The sequence below is a fragment of the Streptomyces sp. NPDC047869 genome, from assembly GCF_040704065.1.
Taxonomy (GTDB): Bacteria; Actinomycetota; Actinomycetes; order Streptomycetales; family Streptomycetaceae; genus Streptomyces.
Window position 1 is genome coordinate 473,774 of sequence record NZ_JBEYRK010000001.1, and the last position, 24,145, is coordinate 497,918.

18 protein-coding genes, 1 tRNA gene and 1 pseudogene are annotated in these 24,145 nt (G+C 70.9%); 10 read left to right on the top strand and 10 right to left on the bottom strand.

Annotation, left to right across the window (positions count from 1 at the left end; genetic code table 11):
* Positions 1 to 143 precede the first annotated feature (143 nt).
* Together AB0924_RS02185 and AB0924_RS02190 are read right to left on the bottom strand one after the other, a co-directional pair.
* Positions 144 to 1,220 carry a metallophosphoesterase gene (locus AB0924_RS02185; RefSeq protein ID WP_366910447.1) on the bottom strand — a complete coding sequence of 359 codons (1,077 nt, stop codon included), beginning with the start codon at positions 1,218 to 1,220 and terminating at the stop codon, positions 144 to 146.
* A 370-nt stretch (positions 1,221 to 1,590) separates the two neighbouring features.
* On the bottom strand, positions 1,591 to 2,703 hold the full coding sequence (locus AB0924_RS02190; RefSeq protein ID WP_358929737.1) for a LacI family DNA-binding transcriptional regulator: 1,113 nt from the start codon (positions 2,701 to 2,703) through the stop codon (positions 1,591 to 1,593).
* Between the two features lie 429 nt (positions 2,704 to 3,132).
* On the opposite strand from AB0924_RS02190, the gene hisC reads away from it, so the two are divergent.
* The 4 genes from hisC to cydD all read left to right on the top strand — a co-directional run bounded on the left by hisC (position 3,133) and on the right by cydD (position 10,573).
* Positions 3,133 to 4,212 carry a histidinol-phosphate transaminase gene (gene hisC, locus AB0924_RS02195; protein ID WP_358929739.1) on the top strand — a complete coding sequence of 360 codons (1,080 nt, stop codon included), beginning with the start codon at positions 3,133 to 3,135 and terminating at the stop codon, positions 4,210 to 4,212.
* A 244-nt stretch (positions 4,213 to 4,456) separates the two neighbouring features.
* Complete coding sequence (locus AB0924_RS02200; RefSeq protein WP_358929741.1) at positions 4,457 to 5,965, top strand: cytochrome ubiquinol oxidase subunit I; 1,509 nt, start codon at positions 4,457 to 4,459, stop codon at positions 5,963 to 5,965.
* Positions 5,966 to 5,980: 15 nt separating this feature from the next.
* Complete coding sequence (cydB, locus tag AB0924_RS02205) at positions 5,981 to 6,985, top strand: cytochrome d ubiquinol oxidase subunit II (RefSeq protein ID WP_366910448.1); 1,005 nt, start codon at positions 5,981 to 5,983, stop codon at positions 6,983 to 6,985.
* Between the two features lie 60 nt (positions 6,986 to 7,045).
* Entirely contained in the window at positions 7,046 to 10,573 is a 3,528-nt protein-coding gene (cydD, locus tag AB0924_RS02210; protein WP_358929745.1) for a thiol reductant ABC exporter subunit CydD, read from the top strand.
* A 39-nt stretch (positions 10,574 to 10,612) separates the two neighbouring features.
* On the opposite strand, the gene AB0924_RS02215 is transcribed toward cydD, so the two are convergent.
* The 6 genes from AB0924_RS02215 to AB0924_RS02240 form a co-directional block, all read right to left on the bottom strand.
* Positions 10,613 to 11,500, bottom strand: a complete 888-nt coding sequence (locus AB0924_RS02215; RefSeq protein ID WP_358929747.1) for a Cof-type HAD-IIB family hydrolase — start codon at positions 11,498 to 11,500, stop codon at positions 10,613 to 10,615.
* Positions 11,501 to 11,585: 85 nt separating this feature from the next.
* Positions 11,586 to 12,488: an LLM class flavin-dependent oxidoreductase gene (locus tag AB0924_RS02220; RefSeq protein WP_358929749.1), complete on the bottom strand. Its 903-nt coding sequence runs from the start codon at positions 12,486 to 12,488 to the stop codon at positions 11,586 to 11,588.
* 107 nt (positions 12,489 to 12,595) lie between these two features.
* Positions 12,596 to 13,144, bottom strand: coding sequence for an RNA 2'-phosphotransferase (locus AB0924_RS02225; RefSeq protein ID WP_358929751.1), 549 nt, complete (start codon positions 13,142 to 13,144; stop codon positions 12,596 to 12,598).
* A gap of 121 nt (positions 13,145 to 13,265) precedes the next feature.
* Positions 13,266 to 14,213, bottom strand: coding sequence for a MerR family transcriptional regulator (locus AB0924_RS02230; protein WP_366910449.1), 948 nt, complete (start codon positions 14,211 to 14,213; stop codon positions 13,266 to 13,268).
* Between the two features lie 76 nt (positions 14,214 to 14,289).
* Positions 14,290 to 16,044 carry an SDR family oxidoreductase gene (locus AB0924_RS02235; protein WP_358929755.1) on the bottom strand — a complete coding sequence of 585 codons (1,755 nt, stop codon included), beginning with the start codon at positions 16,042 to 16,044 and terminating at the stop codon, positions 14,290 to 14,292.
* Complete coding sequence (locus tag AB0924_RS02240; RefSeq protein WP_358929757.1) at positions 16,041 to 16,883, bottom strand: M24 family metallopeptidase; 843 nt, start codon at positions 16,881 to 16,883, stop codon at positions 16,041 to 16,043. The genes AB0924_RS02235 and AB0924_RS02240 overlap by 4 nt, the downstream gene beginning before the upstream one ends.
* 239 nt (positions 16,884 to 17,122) lie before the next feature.
* Between AB0924_RS02240 and AB0924_RS02245 the strand changes: the two genes are divergently transcribed.
* The 6 genes and pseudogenes from AB0924_RS02245 to AB0924_RS02270 all read left to right on the top strand — a co-directional run bounded on the left by AB0924_RS02245 (position 17,123) and on the right by AB0924_RS02270 (position 21,331).
* Positions 17,123 to 18,088, top strand: coding sequence for an ABC transporter ATP-binding protein (locus AB0924_RS02245; protein WP_358929848.1), 966 nt, complete (start codon positions 17,123 to 17,125; stop codon positions 18,086 to 18,088).
* On the top strand, positions 18,078 to 18,995 hold the full coding sequence (locus AB0924_RS02250) for an ABC transporter permease (RefSeq protein ID WP_366910450.1): 918 nt from the start codon (positions 18,078 to 18,080) through the stop codon (positions 18,993 to 18,995). Before AB0924_RS02245 ends, AB0924_RS02250 begins: the two co-directional genes overlap by 11 nt.
* On the top strand, positions 18,992 to 19,903 hold the full coding sequence (locus AB0924_RS02255) for an ABC transporter ATP-binding protein (protein ID WP_366910451.1): 912 nt from the start codon (positions 18,992 to 18,994) through the stop codon (positions 19,901 to 19,903). The genes AB0924_RS02250 and AB0924_RS02255 overlap by 4 nt, the downstream gene beginning before the upstream one ends.
* A gap of 9 nt (positions 19,904 to 19,912) precedes the next feature.
* On the top strand, positions 19,913 to 20,632 hold the full coding sequence (locus AB0924_RS02260; RefSeq protein WP_358929763.1) for an ABC transporter permease: 720 nt from the start codon (positions 19,913 to 19,915) through the stop codon (positions 20,630 to 20,632).
* A gap of 89 nt (positions 20,633 to 20,721) precedes the next feature.
* A pseudogene (locus AB0924_RS02265) lies at positions 20,722 to 20,963 on the top strand (hypothetical protein).
* Between the two features lie 263 nt (positions 20,964 to 21,226).
* Positions 21,227 to 21,331: transfer RNA gene (locus AB0924_RS02270), tRNA-OTHER, on the top strand.
* A gap of 336 nt (positions 21,332 to 21,667) precedes the next feature.
* On the opposite strand, the gene AB0924_RS02275 is transcribed toward AB0924_RS02270, so the two are convergent.
* Positions 21,668 to 22,471, bottom strand: a complete 804-nt coding sequence (locus tag AB0924_RS02275; protein WP_358929767.1) for an HAD-IIB family hydrolase — start codon at positions 22,469 to 22,471, stop codon at positions 21,668 to 21,670.
* Positions 22,468 to 23,745 (bottom strand): serine--tRNA ligase, encoded by a 1,278-nt coding sequence (gene serS / locus AB0924_RS02280; RefSeq protein WP_358929769.1) that lies wholly within the window; start codon positions 23,743 to 23,745, stop codon positions 22,468 to 22,470. Before serS ends, AB0924_RS02275 begins: the two co-directional genes overlap by 4 nt.
* Positions 23,746 to 24,145 lie beyond the last annotated feature (400 nt).

Here is a 24,145-nt window from a genome sequence, read left to right on the forward strand (position 1 = left end):
CGAGCCGTCGGGCAGAAACGGAGGGGAGCCTGCTACGGATAAGCCGATGGTAGAGCCGTGACGCCACGCGGTGACAGGGGGTTGCCGGAAATTGCGTGCTGGCCTGGGCGCATCCGGTCGGACTCGATCAGCCCGGTGAACCCTCAGGCGTTCAGGGGAAGTTGCTGGACCAGCAGCTTCCCGGCCATGGTCACGCCGCCGTCCATGGCGATGGCGAGACCGTCGGCGTAGATGTGCGGTCCCTCCACGGAGGGGCCGTCGTCCTCCTCGGTTTCCTCGGATCCGACTTCGCCGAGCAGATAGGGAATGGGGCTGTGACCGTGAACGACGCGGGTGCCGCCGTACGTATCGAGGAGGGAGCGCACGGCTTCCGCGCCGCCCTCGTCGCGGAAGGAGAACCGCTTCGTGAACTTGCGGAACAGGTCCCAGACTTCGTCCGCGTCGTTACGGGTGATGGTCTCGCGGACGGTGTCGTTGACCGCCTCGATCGAGTCGCCGTAGTCGAGGTAGGCGGTGGTGTCGGAGTGGATGAGCAGATGCCCGTCGACCTCCTCCACGGCGTCGAGCCGGGACATCCACTGCAGGTGGTGATCCTGGAGACGGTCCATGTCGGTCTTCTGGCCGCCGTTGAGCAGCCAGGCCGCCTGGAAGGTGGCGGTGCCCGCGCCGGAGTGGACCGGGGTGTCGCCGAACCGCTTCGCGCCGAGCAGCAGCAGCTCGTGGTTGCCCATGAGGGCCTTGCAGTACCCGCCGGCGGCGGCCGCCTCGGCGGACAGCCGCATGACCAGGTCGATGACGCCGATGCCGTCGGGTCCACGGTCGGTGAAGTCACCGAGGAACCACAGCCGGGCGGTGCCCGCGCTCCACTGACCGTCGGCGTCGACCAGCCCCTTCTCCCGCAGGGCGGCCAGCAGTTCGTCCAGGTAGCCGTGGACGTCACCGACCACGTACAGCGGGCCCGGGCCGGTCGCCGGCTGCGGGTCCGGGGCCACGGGGGCCGGCTCGACGGACACCTGCAGCGTGTCGCCGCGGTTGATGACGGGCAGGTCGCGCTGGGTGGGCGTGTAGCCCTCGGGGTAGGCCTCGTCCATGGGCGGCACGGTGTCACCGGGGTGGCTGCGGACGTACGGACCGGTCTCGTTGACGTACGCGGGCACCCGGAAGTCGCGCAACGTCGCCGTCCGCTCCACCTCGGGTCCCCGACCGGCCCCCTGAGTCATCAGACCCCTCCACCATCGCACCGCAGCTGCACCGCTTCGGACTGCCTGGTCGCAGCGGCCCCGCGGTGTCGTGGGCCCATCATAGGAACGCGCGTCGCTCCGTGTGATGACCCAGGGGTGGTGAATCGGAGCGAGACTCCGGTTCACCGCGGCTTTCATTACGTTTGGGCGGGGTTTCGACCGGTTGCCTGGCACCGGTGGGCCGTACGGCGACGGCGGGCCGGCCCGCCCGGGCGGGTGAACGGAGCCGCGGGCCGGGCGGGCTGTGGTCGCGCGGGCCGGCCTCGCCGCTCCGGATTCCTCGTGTCCACCGCCGAGGGGGCGACCACCGCACGCTCTCCGGTCACCCCACCGGGCGGCGGCCCGCCCGCTACCCCTTCTCCGGGGCCCGTGGCGGGCTGACGGTCGTGCGCGGAGGACGTCGCTGGGACGAGGTACGCACGATCAGCTCGGTCGGTATCACCTGTTCGACGGGCTGGTCCGAGTCGACGCCCTCGATGGCGTCGATGAGCAGCTGTACGACGGCCGTACCGATCCGGCGCGGCTTCAGGGAGAGTGTGGTGATGGGCGGCTCGGTGTTGGCGTAGACCGTGGACTCGCTGCAGCACACCAGCAGCAGGTCGTCGGGGACGCGCAGGCCGTAGCGGCGGGCGGCGGCGAGGAGGTCGGTGCCGTTGGGGTCGAAGAGGCCGTAGACGGCGTCGGGCCGGTCGGGCCGGGCGAGCAGCCGGTCGGCGGCGACGGTGCCCGCACAGGGGTCGTGCGCGGGGTAGGCCTCGTAGACCGGGTCCTGGCCGACCCGCTCGCACCAGCGCAGGTAGGCGGTGGTGGATAGATGGGTGTACGTGTCCGTCGTGGTGCCGGTGAGGAGGCCGATGCGGCGGGCGCCGGCGTCGGCGAGGTGGTCGAGGATGTCGAGGACGGCGGCCTCGTGGTCGTTGTCGACCCATGCGGTGACCGGGAGCGACCCGGCCGGGCGGCCGTCGGAGACGACCGGCAGGCCCTGCCGGACGAGCTCGCTGACCACCGGGTCCTGGTCGGAGGGGTCGATGACGACCGTGCCGTCAAGGGCGACGTTGGACCATACGTCGTGGCGGGAGGTCGCGGGCAGGATGACCAGGGCATAGCCGCGGGCGAGCGCGGCGGAGGTGGCGGCCCGGGCCATCTCGGCGAAGTAGGCGAACTCCGTGAAGGTGAAAGGTTCATCCCCGTACGTCGTCACGGTCAGGCCGATCAGTCCCGACTTGCCGGTACGGAGGGTGCGGGCGGCGGCCGAGGGGCGGTACCCCAGCCGGTCGGCGACCTCGCGGACATGGCGCCGGGTGGCGTCCGGGAGCCGGCCCTTGCCGTTGAGGGCGTCGGACACGGTCGTGATGGAGACCCCGGCGGCGGCGGCCACGTCTCTGATGCCCGCCCGGCCCGGCCGGCTGCCTCGACGTGAGGTTTCCGCGCGGCTCACCTGGTGCTTCCCTGCTGCTGTCATGGCGAGCCGATAGTAGGGCTCATGCGGTGGGGTAGTGCGGACGCATATGCACGCGTTGACAGGCACGTTTCTGCATGGCAGATGGCGCCTAACTACCTGGGAAATCAAGGCAGTTGAACGATCCAATGATAGGACGTGACGTGCCGACGGGCGTGGGCCTGCCAAGGGGCCGAGGTCTCGAAGAGGTCTCAACTCACCTTCACGAGGGATGCGCGCCAGGGCGTGAGCCACCGGCGCGTAGATATATGTGCGACACGCCCCCTGGTACGTACGCCTTCGTACGGTGATGCCCCTGATGCCTGTGTGACGGAAGAGGCTGGACTCCCGTCGTCCCGCACCTGTACGCAGCGGGGCCGAATCCTCATAAGGTGTGGAGTATTGGAAGCCGGCGGCGTCGACGGGCCGCCGGTGGTCGCGAGGAGGACTGCGGTGAGCGAGACGAGCCCCAAGCTGCGCGCCGAGCTGGAGGGTATCCCCACCTACAAGCCGGGCAAGCCGGCCGCGGCCGGCGGGCCGGTCGCCTACAAGCTGTCCTCCAACGAGAACCCGTATCCCCCGCTCCCCGGCGTGATGGAGAGCGTGACCGCGGCCGCCTGCGATTTCAACCGCTACCCGGACATGGCCTGCAGCGGGCTGATGGAGGAGCTGTCGGAGCGGTTCGCCGTCCCGCTGTCCCACCTCGCCACCGGCACCGGCTCGGTGGGCGTCGCCCAGCAGCTGATCCAGGCGACCAGCGGCCCCGGTGACGAGGTGATGTACGCCTGGCGCTCCTTCGAGGCGTACCCGATCATCACGCAGATCAACGGGGCCCGCTCGGTCCAGGTGCCGCTCACCCCCGGCGACGTGCACGACCTGGACGCCATGGCGGACGCGGTCACCGAGCGGACGCGTCTGATCTTCGTCTGCAACCCCAACAACCCGACCGGCACGGTGGTGCGGCGGGCCGAGCTGGAACGGTTCCTCGACCGGGTGCCCAAGGACGTGCTGGTGGTCCTGGACGAGGCCTACCGCGAGTTCATCCGTGACCTCGAGGTGCCCGACGGCGTCGAGCTGTACCGGGAGCGGCCCAACGTCTGCGTCCTGCGCACGTTCTCCAAGGCCTACGGTCTCGCCGGGCTGCGCGTCGGTTTCGCGATCGCCCATGAGCCGGTGGCGGCGGCGCTGCGCAAGACGGCGGTGCCCTTCGGTGTCAGCCAGCTCGCGCAGGAGGCGGCGATCGCCTCACTGCGGGCCGAGGACGAGCTGCTGGGCCGCGTCGGCTCGCTGGTGTGCGAGCGCACGCGCGTGGTCGACGCGCTGCGCGCCCAGGGGTGGACGGTGCCGGAGACCCAGGCCAACTTCGTGTGGCTGCGGCTGGGGGAGCGCACGGTCGCGTTCGCCGCGGCGTGCGAGGAGCACGGTGTGGTGGTCCGGCCGTTCCCGGGTGAGGGTGTGCGGGTGACGGTCGGGGAGACCGAGGCGAACGACATCTTCCTGAAGGTTGCGGAGACGTTCCACAAGGAGAGCTGAGAGCAGGCGGCCGCGGCTGGAGTGCCGGCGGCCACGGCTGGGCCCCGCCGTGTGCGGGGCCCTTCTCGTTGATCCGCTCTGCCGTGGAGCCGGGGGGTACCCCCTTGCGGTTGCCGAATACCAGTGCGTCATAATGGCTTGTGAATGTGAACGCGTTCACAAGCGCGTCCCGATTGCTCCTGTATGTGCCTAACAAAGGGAGCAAACCGCCGCTGTACCACGGCGTAGTAAGGAGAGTGACGACGTGGACCTGGCTCTGGCGCCGGAGACACTGGCGCGCTGGCAGTTCGGCATCACCACCGTCTACCACTTCCTGTTCGTCCCCCTGACGATCTCCCTGGCCGCCCTCACGGCCGGGCTGCAGACGGCATGGGTGCGCACGGAGAAGGAGAAGTACCTCAGGGCGACGAAGTTCTGGGGCAAGCTCTTCCTGATCAACATCGCGATGGGTGTGGTCACCGGCATCGTGCAGGAGTTCCAGTTCGGCATGAACTGGTCGGACTACTCGCGCTTCGTCGGTGACATCTTCGGTGCTCCGCTCGCCTTCGAGGCCCTGATCGCCTTCTTCTTCGAGTCCACGTTCATCGGCCTGTGGATCTTCGGCTGGGACAAGCTGCCAAAGAAGATCCACCTGGCCTGCATCTGGCTGGTGTCGATCGGCACGATCCTGTCGGCGTACTTCATCCTCGCGGCCAACTCCTGGATGCAGCACCCCGTCGGCTACAAGATCGACAAGGAGCGGGGGCGGGCCGAGCTGACCGACTTCTGGGCCGTACTGACCCAGAACACCGCGCTCAGCCAGGCCTTCCACACCCTGTCCGCGGCCTTCCTGACCGGTGGCGCGTTCATGGTGGGCATCGCCGCCTACCACCTGACCCGCAAGAAGCACGTCCGCGAGATGAAGACCTCGCTGCGGCTCGGCCTGATCACCGTGGTCATCGCCGGCCTGCTCACCGCGGTCAGCGGTGACGTGCTCGGCAAGGTCATGTTCAAGCAGCAGCCGATGAAGATGGCGGCCGCCGAAGCGCTGTGGGACGGCCAGGCGCCTGCGCCGTTCTCCGTCTTCGCCTACGGCGACGTGGAGAAGGGCCACAACAGCGTCGCCGTCGAGATCCCGGGCCTGCTGTCGTTCCTCGCCAACGACGACTTCACCTCGTACGTGCCCGGCATCAACGACGTCAACAAGGCGGAGCAGCAGAAGTTCGGACCCGGCGACTACCGGCCCAACATCCCGGTCACCTTCTGGGGCTTCCGCTGGATGATCGGCTTCGGCATGGCCTCCTTCACCATCGGCCTCGCCGGTCTCTGGCTGACCCGCAAGAGGTTCATGCTGCCCCAGCACCTGAGGGTGGGTGACGACGAGGTGCCGCACCTGGTCCTGTTCCGGAACAAGGCACTCGGCCCGAAGCTGACCGCCTGGTACTGGCGCATCGCGATCTGGACCCTGGCCTTCCCGCTGATCGCAAACTCCTGGGGATGGATCTTCACCGAGATGGGCCGGCAGCCATGGGCCGTCTACGGCGTCCTGCAGACCCGCGAGGCGGTCTCCCCCGGTGTCTCCCAGGGCGAAGTCCTCACCTCGATGCTCGTCTTCACCGCGCTGTACGCGATCCTCGCCGTCGTCGAGGTCAAGCTGCTCGCGAAGTACGTCAAGGCCGGCCCGCCCGAGCTGACCGAGGCCGACCTCAACCCGCCCACGAAGATCGGCGGCGACACCCGTGACGCCGACAAGCCGATGGCCTTCTCGTACTAGGCCGAGGGGACAGTCATGGAACTTCACGACGTCTGGTTCGTCCTGATCGCCGTCCTGTGGACCGGCTACTTCTTCCTGGAGGGCTTCGATTTCGGGGTCGGCATCCTCACCAGGCTGCTGGCCCGCGACCGGCCGGAACGCCGGGTGCTCATCAACACCATCGGGCCCGTCTGGGACGGCAACGAGGTGTGGCTGCTCACGGCGGGCGGCGCGACCTTCGCCGCCTTCCCGGAGTGGTACGCCACCCTCTTCTCCGGTTTCTACCTGCCGCTGCTCGTGATCCTGGTCTGCCTGATCGTGCGGGGCGTCGCCTTCGAGTACCGGGCCAAGCGGCCCGAGGAGAACTGGCAGCGCAACTGGGAGACGGCCATCTTCTGGACCTCGCTGGTCCCGGCGTTCCTGTGGGGCGTGGCCTTCGGGAACATCGTGCACGGCGTGAAGATCGACCGGAACTTCGAGTACGTCGGCAGCGTCCTGGATCTGCTCAACCCCTACGCCCTGCTCGGCAGCCTGGTGACGCTGACGCTGTTCACCTTCCACGGGGCGGTGTTCACGGCGCTGAAGACCGTGGGAGACATCCGGGTGCGGGCGCGGAAACTGGCGCTGAAGGTCGGGCTCGTCGCCGCCGTCGTCGCGCTTGCCTTCCTGCTGTGGACGCAGGCCCACAGCGGGGACGGCAAGAGCCTGGTGGCGCTGGTCGTGGCGGTCGCCGCACTGGTGGCCGCGCTGGTGGCCAACCAGGCAGGGCGTGAGGGATGGTCGTTCGCGCTGTCCGGCGTGACGATCGTGGCGGCCGTGGCGATGCTTTTCCTGTCGCTCTTCCCGAACGTCATGCCGTCTACGCTCGAAGGCGACTGGAGCCTCACGGTCACCAATGCCTCGTCGAGCCCGTACACCTTGAAGATCATGACTTGGTGCGCGGCCGTGGCCACGCCGCTCGTGCTGCTCTATCAGGGTTGGACCTATTGGGTGTTCCGCAAGCGGATCGGCACGCAGCACATAGCCGACGCCGCGCACTGAGACCCGCCGAGGGTGTGTTTCACGTGAAACGCACCCTCCGGACGGAAGGGCATGTTTCACGTGAAACCGATCGATCCGCGCCTGCTGCGATACGCCCGCGCCACCCGCCTCTTCCTGGTGGCGGTCGTCGGCCTGGGAGCCATCGGGGCCGGACTGGTCATCACCCAGGCGATGCTCGTCGCCGAGATGGTCACCGGGGCGTTCCAGCGCGGTCAGGCGGTCGACGAACTCCGCACTCCCCTGCTGCTGTTGGCCGCTGTGGCCGTAGGCCGGTCGGTCGTCGCGTGGCTCACCGAGCTTGCGGCGCACCGGGCCAGCGCGGCCGTGAAGTCGGAGCTGCGTGGGCGTGTTCTGGACCGTGCGGTTCAGCTGGGTCCCGGCTGGCTCGGCGGGCAGCGGACCGGTTCGCTGGTCACCCTGGCCACGCGCGGAGTCGATGCCCTTGACGACTACTTCTCCCGCTACCTGCCGCAGTTGGGGCTCGCGGTGGTCGTCCCGGTGGCCGTGCTGGCGCGCATCGTCACCGAGGACTGGGTGTCCGCGGCGATCATCGTCGGCACCCTGCCGCTCATCCCCCTCTTCATGATGCTGATCGGCTGGGCCACCCAGTCCCGGATGGACCGTCAGTGGCGGCTGCTGTCCCGGCTGTCCGGCCACTTCCTGGACGTGGTCGCGGGGCTGCCCACGCTGAAGGTGTTCGGCCGGGCCAAGGCCCAGGCCGAGTCCATCCGGCGGATCACCGGTGAGTACCGCCAGGCCACCATGCGGACCCTGCGGATCGCCTTCCTCTCCTCATTCGCCCTTGAGCTGCTGGCCACGCTCTCCGTCGCGCTGGTCGCTGTGACGATCGGCATGCGCCTCGTCCGTGGCGACATGGACCTGTACACCGGCCTGGTCATCCTGGTGCTGGCGCCCGAGGCCTATCTGCCGCTGCGCCAGGTGGGGGCGCAGTACCACGCGGCGGCCGAGGGCCTCGCCGCCGCGGAGGAGATCTTCGCCGTGCTGGAGACACCGGTACCGGCGTCCGGCACCGCCTCGGTACGTCCTGGCACCATCGCCTTCGACACGGTGACGGTCCGCTACCCGCAGCGCTCGTCCGATGCCCTGACGGGCGTGTCCTTCGCCGTCGAGCCCGGTGAGACCGTGGCCCTCGTCGGACCGAGCGGCGCGGGCAAGACGAGCCTGCTGAACGTGCTGCTGGGCTTCGTCCGTCCCACCGAAGGCCGGGTGAGCGTCGGCGGGACCGACCTCGCCGACATCGACCTCGAGGAGTGGCGCTCGCGGATCGCATGGGTGCCGCAGCGGCCGCACCTGTACGCCGGGACCATAGCGGAGAACGTACGGCTGGCCCGGCCCGACGCGGACGACACCGCTGTGCGCAGGGCGCTGGGGGACGCGGGCGCGCTGGCGTTCGTGGACGCGCTGCCCGAGCGCGCCGGCACGGTGCTCGGCGAGGATGGGGCGGGACTGTCCGCAGGCCAGCGCCAGCGGCTCGCGCTGGCGCGTGCCTTTCTCGCCGACCGGCCGGTCCTGCTGCTGGACGAGCCGACGGCCGCACTGGACGGGGCGACGGAGGCCGAGATCGTGGCGGCGGTGCGCCGGCTGGCGGCCGGCCGCACGGTGCTGCTGGTGGTGCACCGGCCGGCGCTGCTGGAGGTGGCGGACCGGGTGATCCGGCTGGACCTCCCCACGCCGGCCGCCGCCGGGACGACCGCTGCCGAGGCGTCCGCAGCCGGTACAGCCACCGACACCGTCGACCCCGGCGTGCGTTCGGTCGAGACGGGCGGCCCGGCCGGGGCCGGGGCGGAGCCGGAGGCCAAGGAGATCCCGGCACCGCGCGGCCGGATACCGGCCCGGGTACGAGCCATGGCGGGCCCCCGGCGCGGCCGGCTGGTGCTCGCACTGCTGCTCGGCGGCCTGGCGCTCGGCAGCGCGGTCGGGCTGATGGCCACCTCCGGCTGGCTCATCTCACGGGCCTCGCAGCATCCGCCGGTGCTCTATCTGATGGTGGCCGTGACGGCGACACGGGCGTTCGGGATCGGGCGGGCCGTCTTCCGGTACGCCGAGCGGCTCGTCTCCCACGACGCCGTACTGCGGATGCTGGCCGACACCCGGGTCGCCGTGTACCGGCGGCTGGAGCGGCTTGCGCCCGCCGGGCTGCGGGCGGCCCGCCGCGGCGACCTGCTCACCCGGCTGGTGGCCGACGTCGACGCGTTCCAGGACTACTGGCTGCGCTGGCTGCTGCCCGCCGGGGTCGCGGCCGCCGTCTCCACCGCCTCCGTCGCCTTCACGGCCTGGCTGCTGCCCGAGGCCGGGGCCGCCCTCGCCGCCGGTCTCGTCTTGGCCGGCGCCGGCGTCCCCGCCGTCACCGCAACCGCGGCCCGGCGCGCCGAGCGGCGACTGGCGCCCGCCCGTGGTGCCCTCGCGACCCGGGTGACCGACCTGCTCACCGGCACCGCCGAACTGACCGTCGCGGGCGCCCTGCCGGCCCGTACCGCGGCGGCCCGGCGGGCCGACGGTACCCTCACCCGGATCGCCGCGCGCGGCGCCACCGCCAACGCCCTCGGCGACGGGCTCACCGCACTGATCTGCGGCCTGACCGTCACCGCGACCGCGCTGCTGGGCGCCCAGGCGGTGGCCACGGGCCGGCTCGGCGGAGTGGCGATGGCCGTGGTGGTGCTCACCCCGCTGGCCGCCTTCGAGGCCGTACTGGGGCTTCCGCTCGCCGTACGTCATCGCCAGCGGGTGCGCCGGAGCGCGGAGCGGGTGTTCGAGGTGCTCGACGCCCCGGAGCCCGTCACCGAGCCGGAGCGGCCGCGGCCGGCGCCCGGCTCGCCCTTCCCCCTTGTGGTCCGGGACCTGACCGCCCGGCACCCGGGTCAGCGGCGCGACGCCCTGGCCGGGCTGGACCTCACCCTGGAGCGGGGGCGGCGGATCGCCGTGGTCGGTGCGTCCGGCTCCGGCAAGACCACCCTCGCCCAGGTGCTGCTGCGGTTCCTCGACGCCGGGGCGGGCTCGTACACGCTCGCCGGTGTCGACGCGTACGCCCTGGACGGCGACGACGTGCGGCGGCTCGTCGGACTGTGCGCCCAGGACGCCCACCTCTTCGACAGCACGGTGCGTGAGAACCTGCTGCTCGCGCGGAAGGACGCCGACGAGGCCGGTCTGCGGGACGCGCTGTCCCGGGCCCGGCTGCTGGACTGGGTGGACGGGCTGCCGGACGGGCTGGACACGCTTGTCGGCGAGCACGGGGCACGGCTGTCCGGCGGGCAGCGTCAGCGCCTCGCCCTGGCCCGCGCGCTGCTGGCCGACTTCCCGGTGCTCGTCCTGGACGAGCCCGCCGAGCATCTGGACCTGCCGACGGCCGACGCGCTCACCGCGGACCTGCTGGCCGCCACCGAGGGCCGTACGACGCTGCTGATCACCCATCGGCTGGCGGGTCTCGACGCGGTGGACGAGGTGGTCGTGCTCGACGAGGGCCGCGTGGTGCAGCGGGGACCGTACGCGGAGGTGACCGCCGTGGACGGGCCGCTGCGGGCGATGGCACGGCGCGAGGCGGCCGCGGAGTCGCTGGTGGCGGCGCGCTGAGGGGCGCGCCGCGACCCGTACGGCCGGACCTACCGGGCGTCAGTCCCGTTCGGCGAGCATCCGCTCGATGACGATCGCCACGCCGTCGTCGTTGTTCGCGACCGTGCGGCCCGAGGCGGCGGCGATGACGTCCGGGTGGGCGTTGCCCATCGCGTACGACCGGCCTGCCCAGGTCAGCATCTCGACATCGTTGGGCATGTCGCCGAAGGCGACGACCTCCTCGTGCGTGATGCCGCGCTCGGCGCAGCACAGCGCGAGGGTGCTGGCCTTGGAGACGCCCGGTCCGCTGAGTTCCAGCAGGGCGCTGGGGCTGGAGCGGGTGACGTTGGCGCGCTCGCCGACCGCCAGCCGGGCCAGTGTGAGGAAGGCGTCCGGGTCGAGTTCGGGGTGGTAGGCGAGGATCTTGAGCACCGGCTGGTCGGCGTCCGGGCCGTCGGCCGCGAGGAGCTCCTCCGCGGGCAGCAGGTTGTCCGGCGTCTCCATGTGCAGCTTGGGATAGGCGGGCTCCTGGTGGAAGCCGTACGTCTGCTCGACCGCGAACACCGTGCCGGGAGCCGCGTCGCGCAGCAGCCGCACGGCGTCCAGCGCGTTCCGCCGGGACAACTCCCGCACCTTCACGAACCGGTGGGTGCCGGGGCCGCCGTGCAGGTCGACCACGGCGGCGCCGTTGCCGCAGATCGCCAGGCCGTGTCCGTGCACATGCTCGCTGACGACGTCCATCCAGCGGGCCGGGCGACCGGTGACGAAGAAGACCTCGATGCCCGCCTCCTCCGCGGCGGCCAGTGCGGCGACCGTCCTCGGGGAGACCGACTTGTCGTCGCGCAGGAGAGTGCCGTCGAGGTCGGTGGCGATCAGCCGCGGCCGGAAGGCGGCGGCCGGGGTCCCGGGCTGTCTGGTCGCTGAGGTCACCCGGCCATTCTGGCGCATATGCCCGCACGCCCGTGCGGGAGTCCGCACAGATGAGTCCATCGACACACCACAGTTGGCCGGCGGACGACTCTCCGCCACCGGATCACGAGAGCTGGGCGAGTCCTTCCATGGCGATTCGCTCGAAGACCTTCTCGTCCGCGGCGAAGTCGGAGTCCGGGATGGGCCAGTGGAGCACGATCTCGGTGAAGCCCAGTTCCCGGTGACGGCCCGCGAAGTCCACGAAGGCGTCCAGCGACTCCAGCGGCCTGCCGCGGTCCGGGGTGAAGCCGGTGAGCAGCACCTTGTCCAGCTCGGCCACGTCCCGGCCGGCCTCCGCGCAGGCCTCGGCCAGCTTCGCCGTCTGCCCGCGCAGTGCGGCGACGGACTCCTGCGGGGTGCCGGTCTCGTACAGCTTCGGATCGCCGGTGGTCACCCAGGCCTGTCCGTGCCGCGCGGCGAGCCGCAGCCCGCGCGGGCCGGTGGCCGCGACGGCGAAGGGCAGCCGGGGCCGCTGCACACAGCCGGGGATGTTGCGCGCCTCCACCGCCGAGTAGAACCGGCCCTCGTACGTCACGGAGTCCTCGGTGAGCAGCCGGTCGAGCAGCGGCACGAACTCGGCGAACCGGTCGGCGCGCTCGCGCGGTGTCCACGGCTCCTGGCCGAGGGCCGTGGCGTCGAAGCCGGTGCCGCCCGCGCCGATGCCCAGGGTCACGCGGCCGCCGGAGACGTCGTCCAGGGAGATCAGTTCCTTGGCGAGGGTCACCGGGTGCCGGAAGTTCGGGGAGGTGACCAGCGTGCCCAGACGCAGCCGGTCGGTGACACCCGCGGCGGCGGTCAGGGTCGGCACGGCACCGAACCACGGGCCGTCGCGGAAGCTGCGCCAGGACAGGTGGTCGTAGGTGTACGCGGTGTGGAAACCGAGCTCCTCGGCCCGTACCCAGGCCGCACGGCCGCCCTCGCTCCAGCGACGGTACGGCAGGATCACGGTGCTCAGACGCAGACTCATGCGTCCGAGCGTACGGGGGCGGCTCGCCAACGGCCGAAATCGGTCACCGTGTGTGGCTGCTGTGCGACGGGGTGAGCGGGCCCTTCGCGGGGGTGCCGGCCGGAAGGTCAGTGCGCGCCGGGAAAGCGCAGGTAGCGGGGCGGCACCGCCCGGGTGAGCCACACCCCGTTCGCGCTGACGTGGAAGACGTGGCCGTCGCGGTGCATGGCGCCCGCGTCCACGGCCAGCACGACGGGCCTGCCACGGCGGGCGCCGACCCGGGTCGCGGTCTCACGGTCGGCGGACAGGTGGACGTCGTGCCGGTTCATGGGCCGCAGGCCCTCGGCGCGGATCGCGTCCAGGTTGCGGGCGACGGTGCCGTGGTAGAGGTACGGCGGCGGGAGCGCGGGGGGCAGACCGAGGTCGACCGCGACGCTGTGCCCCTGGCTGGCGCGGATCCGGGTGCCCTCGACGGCGAAGCGCTTCTTGTCGTTCGCGGCCACCACGTGGTCGAGTTCCTCGCGGGTGAAGTGGAATCCGTGTGCGGCGGCCGCGGCGATCAGTGTGTCGATCTCGACCCAGCCGGCCGGGTCCAGCGTGAGGCCGATGCGCTCGGGCTGGTGGCGGAGGTGTTTCGAGAGGTACTTCGACACCTTCACGGTGCGTCTGTCGTCCATTGCTCCAGAGTGCGGGAGAGACGCGGATCACGCAGGTTGTTTTCGCCGTGAGGTTTGGTCCACAGACAACTCGCGTTATCCACAGGCCATTTGAAAAAGTTGTGGACAACGGGAGGGCGATTCATGGGATTTGATCAACTACTGCGTCCGGATGCCTCTTTGTGATCATGTTGTCCAAAGCTCTTGCTCTGAGCTCTCGTTCGGCGGCCAGGGCCAGGAAGGCGGACGTCTGCTCGCGGCCAACCAGGGCTTCCACGGCGCCGATCACATCGGCGGGCAGTTCGACGCAGCGCTTGCCTTCCGAAGGCTTCGGCGGGTTGCCGGCGGCGAGCCCGGTGCGGAGGTGGCGCACAGCGAACAAACGCATGGCGCGGGCCAGTTCGGCGTCCACCGTCTGTCGGGCCAGCGGGCGCAGCCGGCGCACCAGTGAGGCCGCCTCGTCCGCGTGCGCGTCCGTGCGGTGGGACGGGCCGTCCAGGTAGCGGGCGAACACGTGCTCGGTGGTGAACTCCAGGAAACGCGCGGCGATGTGCTCGATGTCGCCGCGCAACTCCCGCAGATGGCCCGCGATCGCCGACAGAGGCACCCCGGCGGAGTGCAACTCGACCGCCACGTACAGCTCTTGGGGGCTGGGCACGAGAAACGTGTCGGAGTCGTCCATCACCGGTTCGAGCACGCCCAGTTCGAGCGCCTCGGTCACCGCGTCGTCGTCGGGGACGCCGCCGAAGCGGGCGTTGAGTTCCGCGCGGGTGATGCGGGTCGGTTGCTCGTCGGTCCACGGGCCCTCCACCTCCGTGACCAGGCCCAGCACGCCGCCCAGGCCGCGTCCGGTGTCCCAGGCGTCCAGGAGTTCCCCTATCGAGGCGAGGGTGTAGCCGCGGTCGAGGAGATGGGTGATCTGACGGAGGCGGGTGAGGTGGAGGTCGGAGTAGAGGTTGATCCGGCCCTGGCGCCGGGGGCGGGGGAGGAGGTTCTTGTCCTGGTAGGCGCGGATGGTTCTTACCGTGGTGCCGGAACGGTGGGCCAAGTCCTCGATTCGGTAGGACTTCCGGGGCGGCGGGTCGGTCATGCGGACGTCCTTGGCTGGTCGCCGGAAGCCGGCTGGGCGGCTGAGCCGTCCCCATGACCGGTCCGGCAGTCGGGCCTCACAGTTTCGGGTTCACACGGGCCAGCCTCCGCAGGGCCCCCGGCATGAAACGGGACAGGAGGTGGGCGCCTCGGGCTTCCGGGGTCACCGGAACCACCGCTCTGTTGTGGGTCACCGCGTCCAGGACGGCGTCCGCGACCTTCTCCGGTGGGTAGTTGCGCAGCCCGTACAGGCGGGACGAGCGCTGTTGACGGCGGCGTTCCTCCGCCTCGTCGACGCCGGTGAAGCGGGCCGTGGAGGTGATGTTGGTGTTGACCAGCCCTGGGCAGATGGCCGTGACTCCGATGTCCTGCCCGGCGAGTTCGGCCCGCAGGCACTCGGAGAGCATCAGTACCGCCGCCTTGGAGGTGCTGTAGGCGGGCAGCGCCCGGGACGGCTGATAGGCGGCCGCCGAGGCGATGTTGACGATGTGGCCGCCCTGCCCGCGCTCGGCCATGCGCGCGCCGAAGAGCCGGCAACCGTGGATGACGCCCCACAGATTGACGTCCAGGACCTTGCGCCAGTCGTCGGTGGTCGTGGTGAAGAAGGAGCCCGAGAGGCCGATGCCCGCGTTGTTGACCAGCACGTCCAGCACGCCGTACGCGCTGTGCACCCGCTCGGCCAGCTTCTCCATGGCCTGCTCGTCCGAGACGTCCGCCGTCTCCGCCCAGGCCTCGGGGGCGCCGATCAGCCGGGACAGTTCCGCGGTGCGGGCGGCCGCCTCGGCGTCGCGGTCGACGGCCACCACCCGCGCCCCGGACTCCGCGAAGGCGAACGCCGTGGCCCGGCCTATGCCGCTGCCCGCGCCGGTGACGAGCACCAGCTGCCCGCCGAACCGGTCCGCGTGGCGGCCGGTGGCCCTCGGCTCCGGCCGGCCGCCCTCGACGCTCGTGACGAACTCCTCGATCCATGCCGCCACCTGGTCGGGCCGGGTGCGGGGGATCCAGTGCTTGGCGGGCAGTGTGCGGCGGGTCAGCCGCGGTACCCACGCGTCCAGGTCGTCGTAGAGCCGCTCCGACAGGAACGCGTCGCCCAGGGGCGTGATCAGCTGCACGGGTGCGTGCGCGAACGCGTCGGGGCGGGGCCTGCGCAGGCGGGCACGGACGTTGTCCCGGTACAGCCAGGCGCCGTGCGCGGCGTCGGAGGGCAGGGACGGGGTCGGGTAGTCACCGGCGGGGACCTTCTCGGCCCGCTCCAGGATCCTGGGCCAGCGCTTGCCCAGCGGGCCCCGCCAGGCCAGTTCCGGCAGGGCGGGGGTGTGCAGCAGGTAGACGTACCAGGACTTGGCGCCCTGGCCGAGGAGCTGGCCCACCCGGCGGGGCGTCGGACGCTTCACGCGCGCGTTGATCCAGTGCCCGAAGTGGTCGAGGGACGGCCCGGACATGGAGGTGAAGGAGGCGATGCGGCCCTCCGTGCGGCCCACCGTGACGAACTCCCAGGACTGCACCGAGCCCCAGTCGTGGCCCACCAGGTGCACCGGCCGGTCCGGGCTCACCGCGTCCACCACGGCCATGAAGTCGTCGGTGAGCTTGGGCAGGGTGAAACCGCCGCGCAGCGGCCTCGGTGCCGTGGAGCGGCCGTGGCCCCGGACGTCGTACAGCACCACGTGGAAGCGGTCGGCGAGGCGGGCGGCCACCTCCGACCAGACCTCCTTGCTGTCCGGATAGCCGTGCACCAGCACCACCGTGGGCGCCTGCGGATCGCCCAGCTCGGCCACGCACAGCTCGACCCCGCCGGTGTGGACCCGGCGCTCACGCGCCCCCTTCAGTGTCACTTCGCCTCCGCCCAGCGCCGCACGTGCGGCAGATCGTCGTCCAGCCAGAAGGCGCTCTCGCCGGGGTCCCGGGAGTCGGTGACCACCAGGATCTCCTCGAACTTCGCGCCCGTACCCCGGAACCCGAGGTGAGGTTCGACCGCCCACAGACCCGGCCGCGGCGGGTGGTCGGAGAAGCGGTACGGCGACCACAGGGGCGACCAGCCCTCGCGGTGGCCGTGCAGGGCGTCGGCGGCGAGCCCCTTGAGGGACTGCGTGCCGAAGCCGAACAGATGCGGGGAGAAGCGGCGGGCCTTCACCCGGTCCACCTTGTGGGCGATCACCCCGAAGGGATACGCGCGATGCCGGTTGGCGTAGCCCTGGCGGACCATGAGACGGTCCACGTCCTGGTAGATCTCGCGCAGCGGACGCCGCTCGCGCACCTCCCGCAGAATCAGCGCGCGGTGCGCCTCCAGATCCGTCATCAGCCGGTCCTGCACCGGGTTGACGCCGAGCGAGCCCGAGTAGCCGATGTCCGCGGTGCATCCCTCGAACACCGGGGCCATGTCCAGGATGAACGGCATCCCGGGCTCCAGCCGGCGGTCGGTCGGGAAGAACTGCAGCGGCAGGCGGAAGTTCACGAACGCCGTGCGGTCGCCGAACCAGGCGAACGGCAGGTGGAACCAGTCCCGCACCCCGCGCTCACGCAGCCAGTCGCGCTGCATCCGGGCCGCCTCACGCTCGGTGACGCCGGGCTCCAGACGTGCCGCGACCGCCTCCGCGCACTCGTAGGCGAGGCGCTGCACTCGCCTGAATCCCCGCAGTTCCGCGGAGAGTTCGCTGTTTGCTGCCGTCGTCATGCCGCCCCGTCCGTCGACTGCGGTACGCGTCCGTAACTTGACACTGGTGAATGTGACAGTTGTTAGAGGTGGCGTCAATAGGGTGGATCAAGGGCTGTGGACAACGGCCGGTGAGCGGCCCTCGGGTAGGTCCGGGGCAGGGGATCGCTCAGGGGCCCGTCCTACTCGAGTCTGACGTGAAGACGGCTCTGAGGTCTGACGACCGGCATGGCCGGCGTCACTACCTTCTAAGCGTGACTGTGATCGCGACCGAAAGCCTGAGCAAGCGGTTCCCCCGGGTGACCGCGCTCGACCGGCTGTCCATGGACATCGGACCCGGTGTGACCGGGCTCGTCGGAGCCAACGGCGCCGGCAAGTCCACTCTGATCAAGATCCTGCTGGGTCTGTCCCCCGCCACGGAGGGCCGCGCCGCGGTGCTGGGCCTCGACGTGGCCACCGAGGGCGCCGCCATCCGCGAGCGGGTGGGCTACATGCCGGAGCACGACTGCCTGCCGCCCGACGTCTCGGCCACCGAGTTCGTCGTGCACATGGCGCGCATGTCCGGCCTGCCGCCCACCGCCGCGCGTGAACGCACCGCGGACACACTGCGCCACGTCGGCCTGTACGAGGAGCGCTACCGCCCCATCGGCGGCTACTCCACCGGCATGAAGCAGCGGGTGAAGCTGGCCCAGGCCCTGGTGCACGACCCGCGGCTGGTCTTCCTGGACGAGCCGACCAACGGCCTGGACCCGGTCGGCCGGGACGAGATGCTCGGCCTGATCCGCCGCATCCACACCGACTTCGGCATCTCGGTCCTGGTCACGTCGCACCTGCTGGGCGAGCTGGAACGCACCTGCGACCACGTCGTCGTCATCGACGGCGGCAAGCTGCTGCGCTCCAGCTCCACCACCGACTTCACCCAGACCACGACCACCCTCGCGATCGAGGTCACCGACAGCGACGGTCACCCGGACGGCACCCGGGCGGTCCGCGAGGCGCTCCACGCGCGCGGGGTGGACACCCACGACGAGGGCGGCGGCCTGCCGGGCGCCGGACACATCCTGCTGCTGACCGCCCCCGGCGAGGAGACGTACGACCTGGTGCGCGACGTCGTCGCCGACCTCGGTCTCGGTCTGGTGCGCATGGAGCAGCGCCGGCACCACATCTCCGAGGTGTTCACCAGCAGCGACGAGCAGCGGAAGGAGGCCGTCGGCCATGGCGGTTGAGCAGCCCGCGCCGGTGACCGCCGGCGGCGACCAGTCCCGCATCCACGACATCGGCTACCGCGGCTACGACGGCCCCCGTCTGGGCCGCGGCTACGCCCGCCGCTCGCTGTACTCGCAGTCCCTGCGCGGCGCCTACGGCCTCGGCCGCTCGGTGAAGTCCAAGGTGCTGCCGATGCTGCTGTTCGTGGTGATGTGCGTGCCCGCGGCCATCATGGTGGCCGTCGCGGTGGCCACCAAGGCGCACGAACTGCCGCTCGCCCACGCCTACACCCGCTGGGCGATCGTCATGCAGGCCGTGATCAGTCTGTACGTCGCCTCGCAGGCGCCCCAGTCCGTCTCCCGCGACCTGCGCTTCAAGACCGTGCCGCTGTACTTCTCGCGGCCCATCGAGACCGCCGACTACGTGCGGGCGAAGTTCGCCGCGCTCGCCTCGGCCCTGTTCGTCCTCACCGGCGCTCCCCTGCTGGTGATGTACGCGGGCGCGCTGCTCGCCAAGATGGGCTTCGCGCACCAGACCAAGGAATTCGCCCAGGGGCTGGTATCGGTGGCCCTGCTCTCGCTGCTGTTCGCCGGGATCGGTCTGGTCATCGCCGCCGTCACCCCGCGCCGCGGCTTCGGCATCGCCGCCGTGATCGCCGTGCTGACCATCTCCTACGGCGCCGTCTCCACGCTCCAGGCCATCGCCGATGTGCAGGGCAGCACCGGTACCGTCCCGTGGATCGGTCTGTTCTCGCCGGTCACCCTGGTCGACGGCGTCCAGTCCGCGTTCCTCGGCGGCAGCTCCGGCTTCCCCGGCGGCACCGGCCCGTCCAGCGGCGAGGGCGTGGTGTACGTCCTGGTCGTGCTCGGCCTGATCGCCGCGTGCTACGCCCTCCTGATCCGCCGCTACAAGAAGGTGGGGCTGTGACGACCCTCAGCATCGACCACGTCTCCCGCTGGTTCGGCAACGTGGTCGCCGTCAACGACATCACCATGACCATCGGCCCCGGCGTCACCGGCCTGCTCGGCCCGAACGGCGCCGGGAAGTCCACCCTCATCAACATGATGGGCGGCTTCCTCGCCCCCTCCACCGGCTCCGTCACCCTCGACGGGCAGCCGGTGTGGCGCAACGAGGCCATCTACAAGCACATCGGCATCGTCCCCGAGCGGGAGGCGATGTACGACTTCCTCACCGGCCGCGAGTTCGTCGTCGCCAACGCCGAGCTGCACGGACTCGGAGCGAAGGCCGCCCAGCGGGCGCTCGCCACGGTCGAGATGGAGTACGCGCAGGACCGGAAGATCTCCACGTACTCCAAGGGCATGCGCCAGCGGGTGAAGATGGCCTCCGCGCTGGTCCACGACCCCTCCCTGCTGCTGCTCGACGAGCCGTTCAACGGCATGGACCCGCGCCAGCGCATGCAGCTCATGGATCTGCTGCGGCGGATGGGCGACGAGGGCCGCACGGTGCTGTTCTCCTCGCACATCCTCGAGGAGGTCGAGCAGCTCGCCCGGCACATCGAGGTGGTCGTCGCCGGACGGCACGCCGCCAGCGGCGACTTCCGCAGGATCCGCCGCCTGATGACCGACCGGCCGCACCGCTACCTGGTGCGCTCCAGCGACGACCGCGCCCTCGCGGCCGCGCTGATCGCCGACCCGTCGACGGCCGGCATCGAGGTGGACGTCGCCGAGGGCGCACTGCGCGTCCAGGCCGTCGACTTCGGCCGCTTCACCGCGCTGCTGCCGAAGGTCGCCCGGGACCACGGCATCCGGCTGCTCACGGTCTCGCCGTCCGACGAGTCCCTCGAGTCCGTGTTCTCGTACCTGGTCGCGGCGTAGGAGGCCCTGATGTACGACCCCACCGTCGCCCGGCTCACCTACCGGGCCCTGCTCGGCCGCCGCCGGGCCCTCATTCTCGGCGCGCTGCCGCTGCTGCTCCTCGTGATCTCCGTGGTGGTACGCGCCCTGACCGGCGCCGACGACCAGACGGCCGCCGACGTCCTGGGCGGCTTCGCGCTCGCCACCATGGTGCCGATCATCGGTGTCATCGCGGGTACGGGCGCGATCGGCCCGGAGATCGACGACGGCTCCGTGGTGTACCTGCTGTCCAAGCCGCTGAAGCGGCCGACGATCATCCTGACCAAGCTGATCGTCGCCATCGCGGTGACCATGGTGTTCTCCGCCGTGCCGACCATGCTCGCGGGCCTGATCCTCAACGGCAACGGCCAGCAGATCGCCGTGGCCTACACGGTGGCCGCGCTGGTCTCCTCCATCGCCTACTCGGCGCTGTTCCTGCTGCTGGGCACGGTGTCCCGGCACGCGGTGGTCCTCGGGCTCGTCTACGCGCTCGTCTGGGAGGCGCTGTTCGGCTCCCTGGTGCCGGGCGCGCGCACGCTGAGCGTCCAGCAGTGGTCGCTCGCCGTCGCCCAGAAGCTCGCGGGAGGTGACCTGGTGACCTCCGACGTCGGGCTGACGACGGCCACGGTGCTGCTCGTCGTGGTCACGGTCCTGGCCACCTGGTACGCCGGCCAGAAGCTGCGGGCACTGAAGCTGGCGGGCGAGGAGTAGACCCGTGCGGGCCCCGGTCGTCCTTGACGGGGCCTTCACCTCCGCGCGGGCACACTGGACGGAGCGGATGTACGGCTGGGAGGCCGCGGATGGCTGAGCGGACACCGGAGCACGGCGGAGACGGGCGGGCCGAGGGCGACGACTGGGACGAGACCGTCCTGGACGAGGCGTTCGTACGGGCCGCGGAGACCTCCGAGCCGTCCGCGCGGGCCCGGATGCTCGCCGCCCGCTGGCGCGCCGAGTCGCCGGAGCCGCGGCCCTGGCGGTCGGACGAGCCGCCCGCGGGGTGGTTCTTCAGCAAGGCGCGCCGGCGCAGTGGCGGCGCCGGTAGGCCGGACACGGCTCCGGCTAATTCGGTGGCGTCCAGATCCCGGGCGGGGCAGAGTGGTTGTGCCCCACCCGCCGGGACGGACCCGGCGTCACGGACTGGGAGAGGAGCCGGGCGATGTCCATGCACGACAGTACGCCCAGCTCCCGTCAGGGCAGCCCGAGGCGGGCTCCGGAGTGATCGCCACATCTCCGTAGAGCTCATGGGAGCTGTCCGGGGCGGCCGCTTCGAGCACGCGATGTCGCTCTCGCGTGGGCCGCCCACCCGGAGGATTGGCCGAGCGGTAAGGCACTGGCTTGCGCTGCGTTCGATCAGAGGCGAGTCATGGTCGGGTGTGAAAGCCCGCGCACGTTCGATTCGTGCATCCTCCGCGAGACGTTGTCACTGGGACTCGGGCGGATTCTCGGTTTGCGGTATCTGGAGTGGTTCGGCGGGGTTTCCCGTGGGCTGCGCCGTGGGGCTTGGGGCTGTGGGCGGGTTGCGGTGTCGTTGTGGTTTGTCGCGCAGTTCCCCGCGCCCCTGGAATGTTGGCGGGGTTTGGAGGGCGGCCCGGGGTTTTCCTGAGGGCTGCGCCGTAAGGCCCGGGGGCCGTGGTTGGGTTGCGGCGTCGTTGTGGTTTGTCGCGCAGTTCCCCGCGCCCCTGGAACGTCGGCGGGGTTTGGAGGGCGGCTCCCCGCGCCCCTGACGGGGGCGCGGGGAGCGGTGGGCTAGGGGAGCAGGCGTTCCAGGACCGCCGCGATGCCGTCCTCCTCGTTGGAGGTGGTGACCTCGTCCGCCACTGCCCTGAGTTCCTCGTGGGCGTTGGCCATGGCCACGCCGTGGGCGGCCCAGGCGAACATCGGGATGTCGTTGGGCATGTCGCCGAAGGCGATCGTGTCGGCGGCCTTCAGGCCCAGGCGGCGGGCGGCCAGGGAGAGGCCCGTGGCCTTGGACAGGCCGAGCGGCAGCAGCTCCACGATGCCCGCGCCCGCCATGGCCACCGTGACGAAACCGCCGGCCACGCGCCGGGCCACGTCCGCCAGCTCGTCGTCGCCGAGCGTCGGATGCTGTATGTAGACCTTGTTCAGCGGGGCGGACCACAGGTCGGCCGCGTCCGTGAACGGGGTGGCGGGGAGGTTGCCCGTGACCGCGTAGCCCGGGCCCACCAGCACCTCGCCTTCCAGACCGTCCCGGCTCGCCGCCAGGTACAGCGGGCCCACCTCCGCCTCCAGCTTCGCCAGGGCCACACCCGCGAGCTGCCGGTCCAGGGTGACCGAGGTGAGCAGGCGGTGCGCGCCGGCGTCGTACACCTGGGCGCCCTGGCCGCAGACGGCGAGGCCGTCGTAGCCGAGGTCGTCCAGGATGTGACGGGTCCAGGGGACCGCGCGGCCGGTGACGACGATGTGGGCCGCGCCCGCCGCGGTGGCCGCGGCGAGCGCGTCACGGGTGCGCCGCGAGATCGACTCGTCGGAGCGCAGGAGCGTTCCGTCGAGGTCGGTCGCGATCAGTCGGAAGGGGAATCCGGCGCTCACTTGGCGACCGGCTCCAGGACCTCCCGGCCGCCCAGGTACGGGCGCAGCACCTTGGGGACCCAGACGGAGCCGTCGGCCTGCTGGTGGTTCTCCAGGATCGCCACGATCGTGCGCGGTACGGCGCACAGGGTGCCGTTGAGGGTGGCCAGCGGGCGGACCTGCTTGCCGTCGCGCATGCGGATCGACAGGCGACGCGACTGGAACTCGGTGCAGTCCGAGGTCGAGGTCAGCTCGCGGTACTTGCCCTGGGTCGGGATCCATGCCTCGCAGTCGTACTTACGGGAGGCCGAGGCGCCGAGGTCGGCGGATGCGACGTCGATGACGCGGAAGGGCAGCTCCAGCGAGGTCAGCCACTGCTTCTCCCACTCCAGCAGGCGCTTGTGCTCCTGCTGGGAGTCCTCGGGAGTCACGTAGGAGAACATCTCGACCTTGTCGAACTGGTGCACGCGGAAGATGCCCCGCGTGTCCTTGCCGTGCGAGCCGGCCTCGCGACGGAAGCAGGGCGAGAAGCCCGCGTACCGCAGCGGCAGCTTGTCGGCGTCGATGATCTCGTCCATGTGGTAGGCCGCGAGCGGGACCTCGGAGGTGCCGACCAGGTACAGGTCGTCCTTGTCGAGGTGGTAGACGTCCTGGGCCGCCTGGCCGAGGAAGCCGGTGCCCGCCATGGACTGCGGGCGGACCAGCGCCGGGGTCAGCATCGGGGTGAAGCCGGCCGCGGTGGCCTGGGCGAGGGCCGCGTTGACCAGGGCCAGCTCCAGCATGGCGCCGACACCGGTGAGGAAGTAGAAGCGGGAGCCGGAGACCTTGGCGCCGCGCTCGACGTCGATCGCGCCGAGCACCTGACCGAGCTCCAGGTGGTCCTTGGGCTCGAAGCCCTCGGCGCCGAAGTCGCGGATGGTGCCGTGCGTCTCCAGCGTGACGAAGTCCTCCTCGCCGCCGACGGGCACGTCGGGGTGGACGAGGTTGCCGAGCTGCTGGAGCAACTGCTGGGTCTCGGTGTCGGCCGCGTCGCGCTCGGCGTCGGCGGCCTTGACGTCGGCCTTGAGCTGTTCGGCGCGTGCCAGCAGCTCGGCCTTCTCCTCCGGGGTGGCCTTGGGGATCAGCTTGCCGAGCGACTTCTGCTCGGCGCGCAGCTCGTCGAAGCGGACGCCGGAGGACCTGCGCCGTTCGTCGGCAGACAGGAGGGAGTCGACGAGCGCGACGTCCTCTCCACGGGCGCGCTGGGACGCGCGCACACGGTCGGGGTCCTCACGGAGCAGGCGAAGGTCAATCACGCGAGCAAGGCTACCGGTGCGAGCTCGCAGGTCACGACTCACTATTGCGACTCGCCCCTTACGTACCGTTTCAGGGCAATTGCGCGGAGTGGTGGAGGGTGTCAAGAAAAGGTGTCTCAATCCCTGGAACGAGGCAGTCGGCGGATTCCCGGTTGACCGGATTTCCTTGTGGACGGCGGGACTTGGAGGGACCGTTGTCCACAGCGATCCGGGCCGCTGGGAGAGTTATCCACAGGCTGTGCGGAAAGTCTGTGGATTCCGGAATTGATCACTCCGGAAGTTTCGGCCCGGCGAAGAAATTCTTGTCCCGAGCAGGGGTGACGCCTACTTTCGAGTGGAAGGGGGTCGCCCCAAAAGATGAACCAAAGGAAACGGGTGGACGAAGGGTGACGTGCGGGGC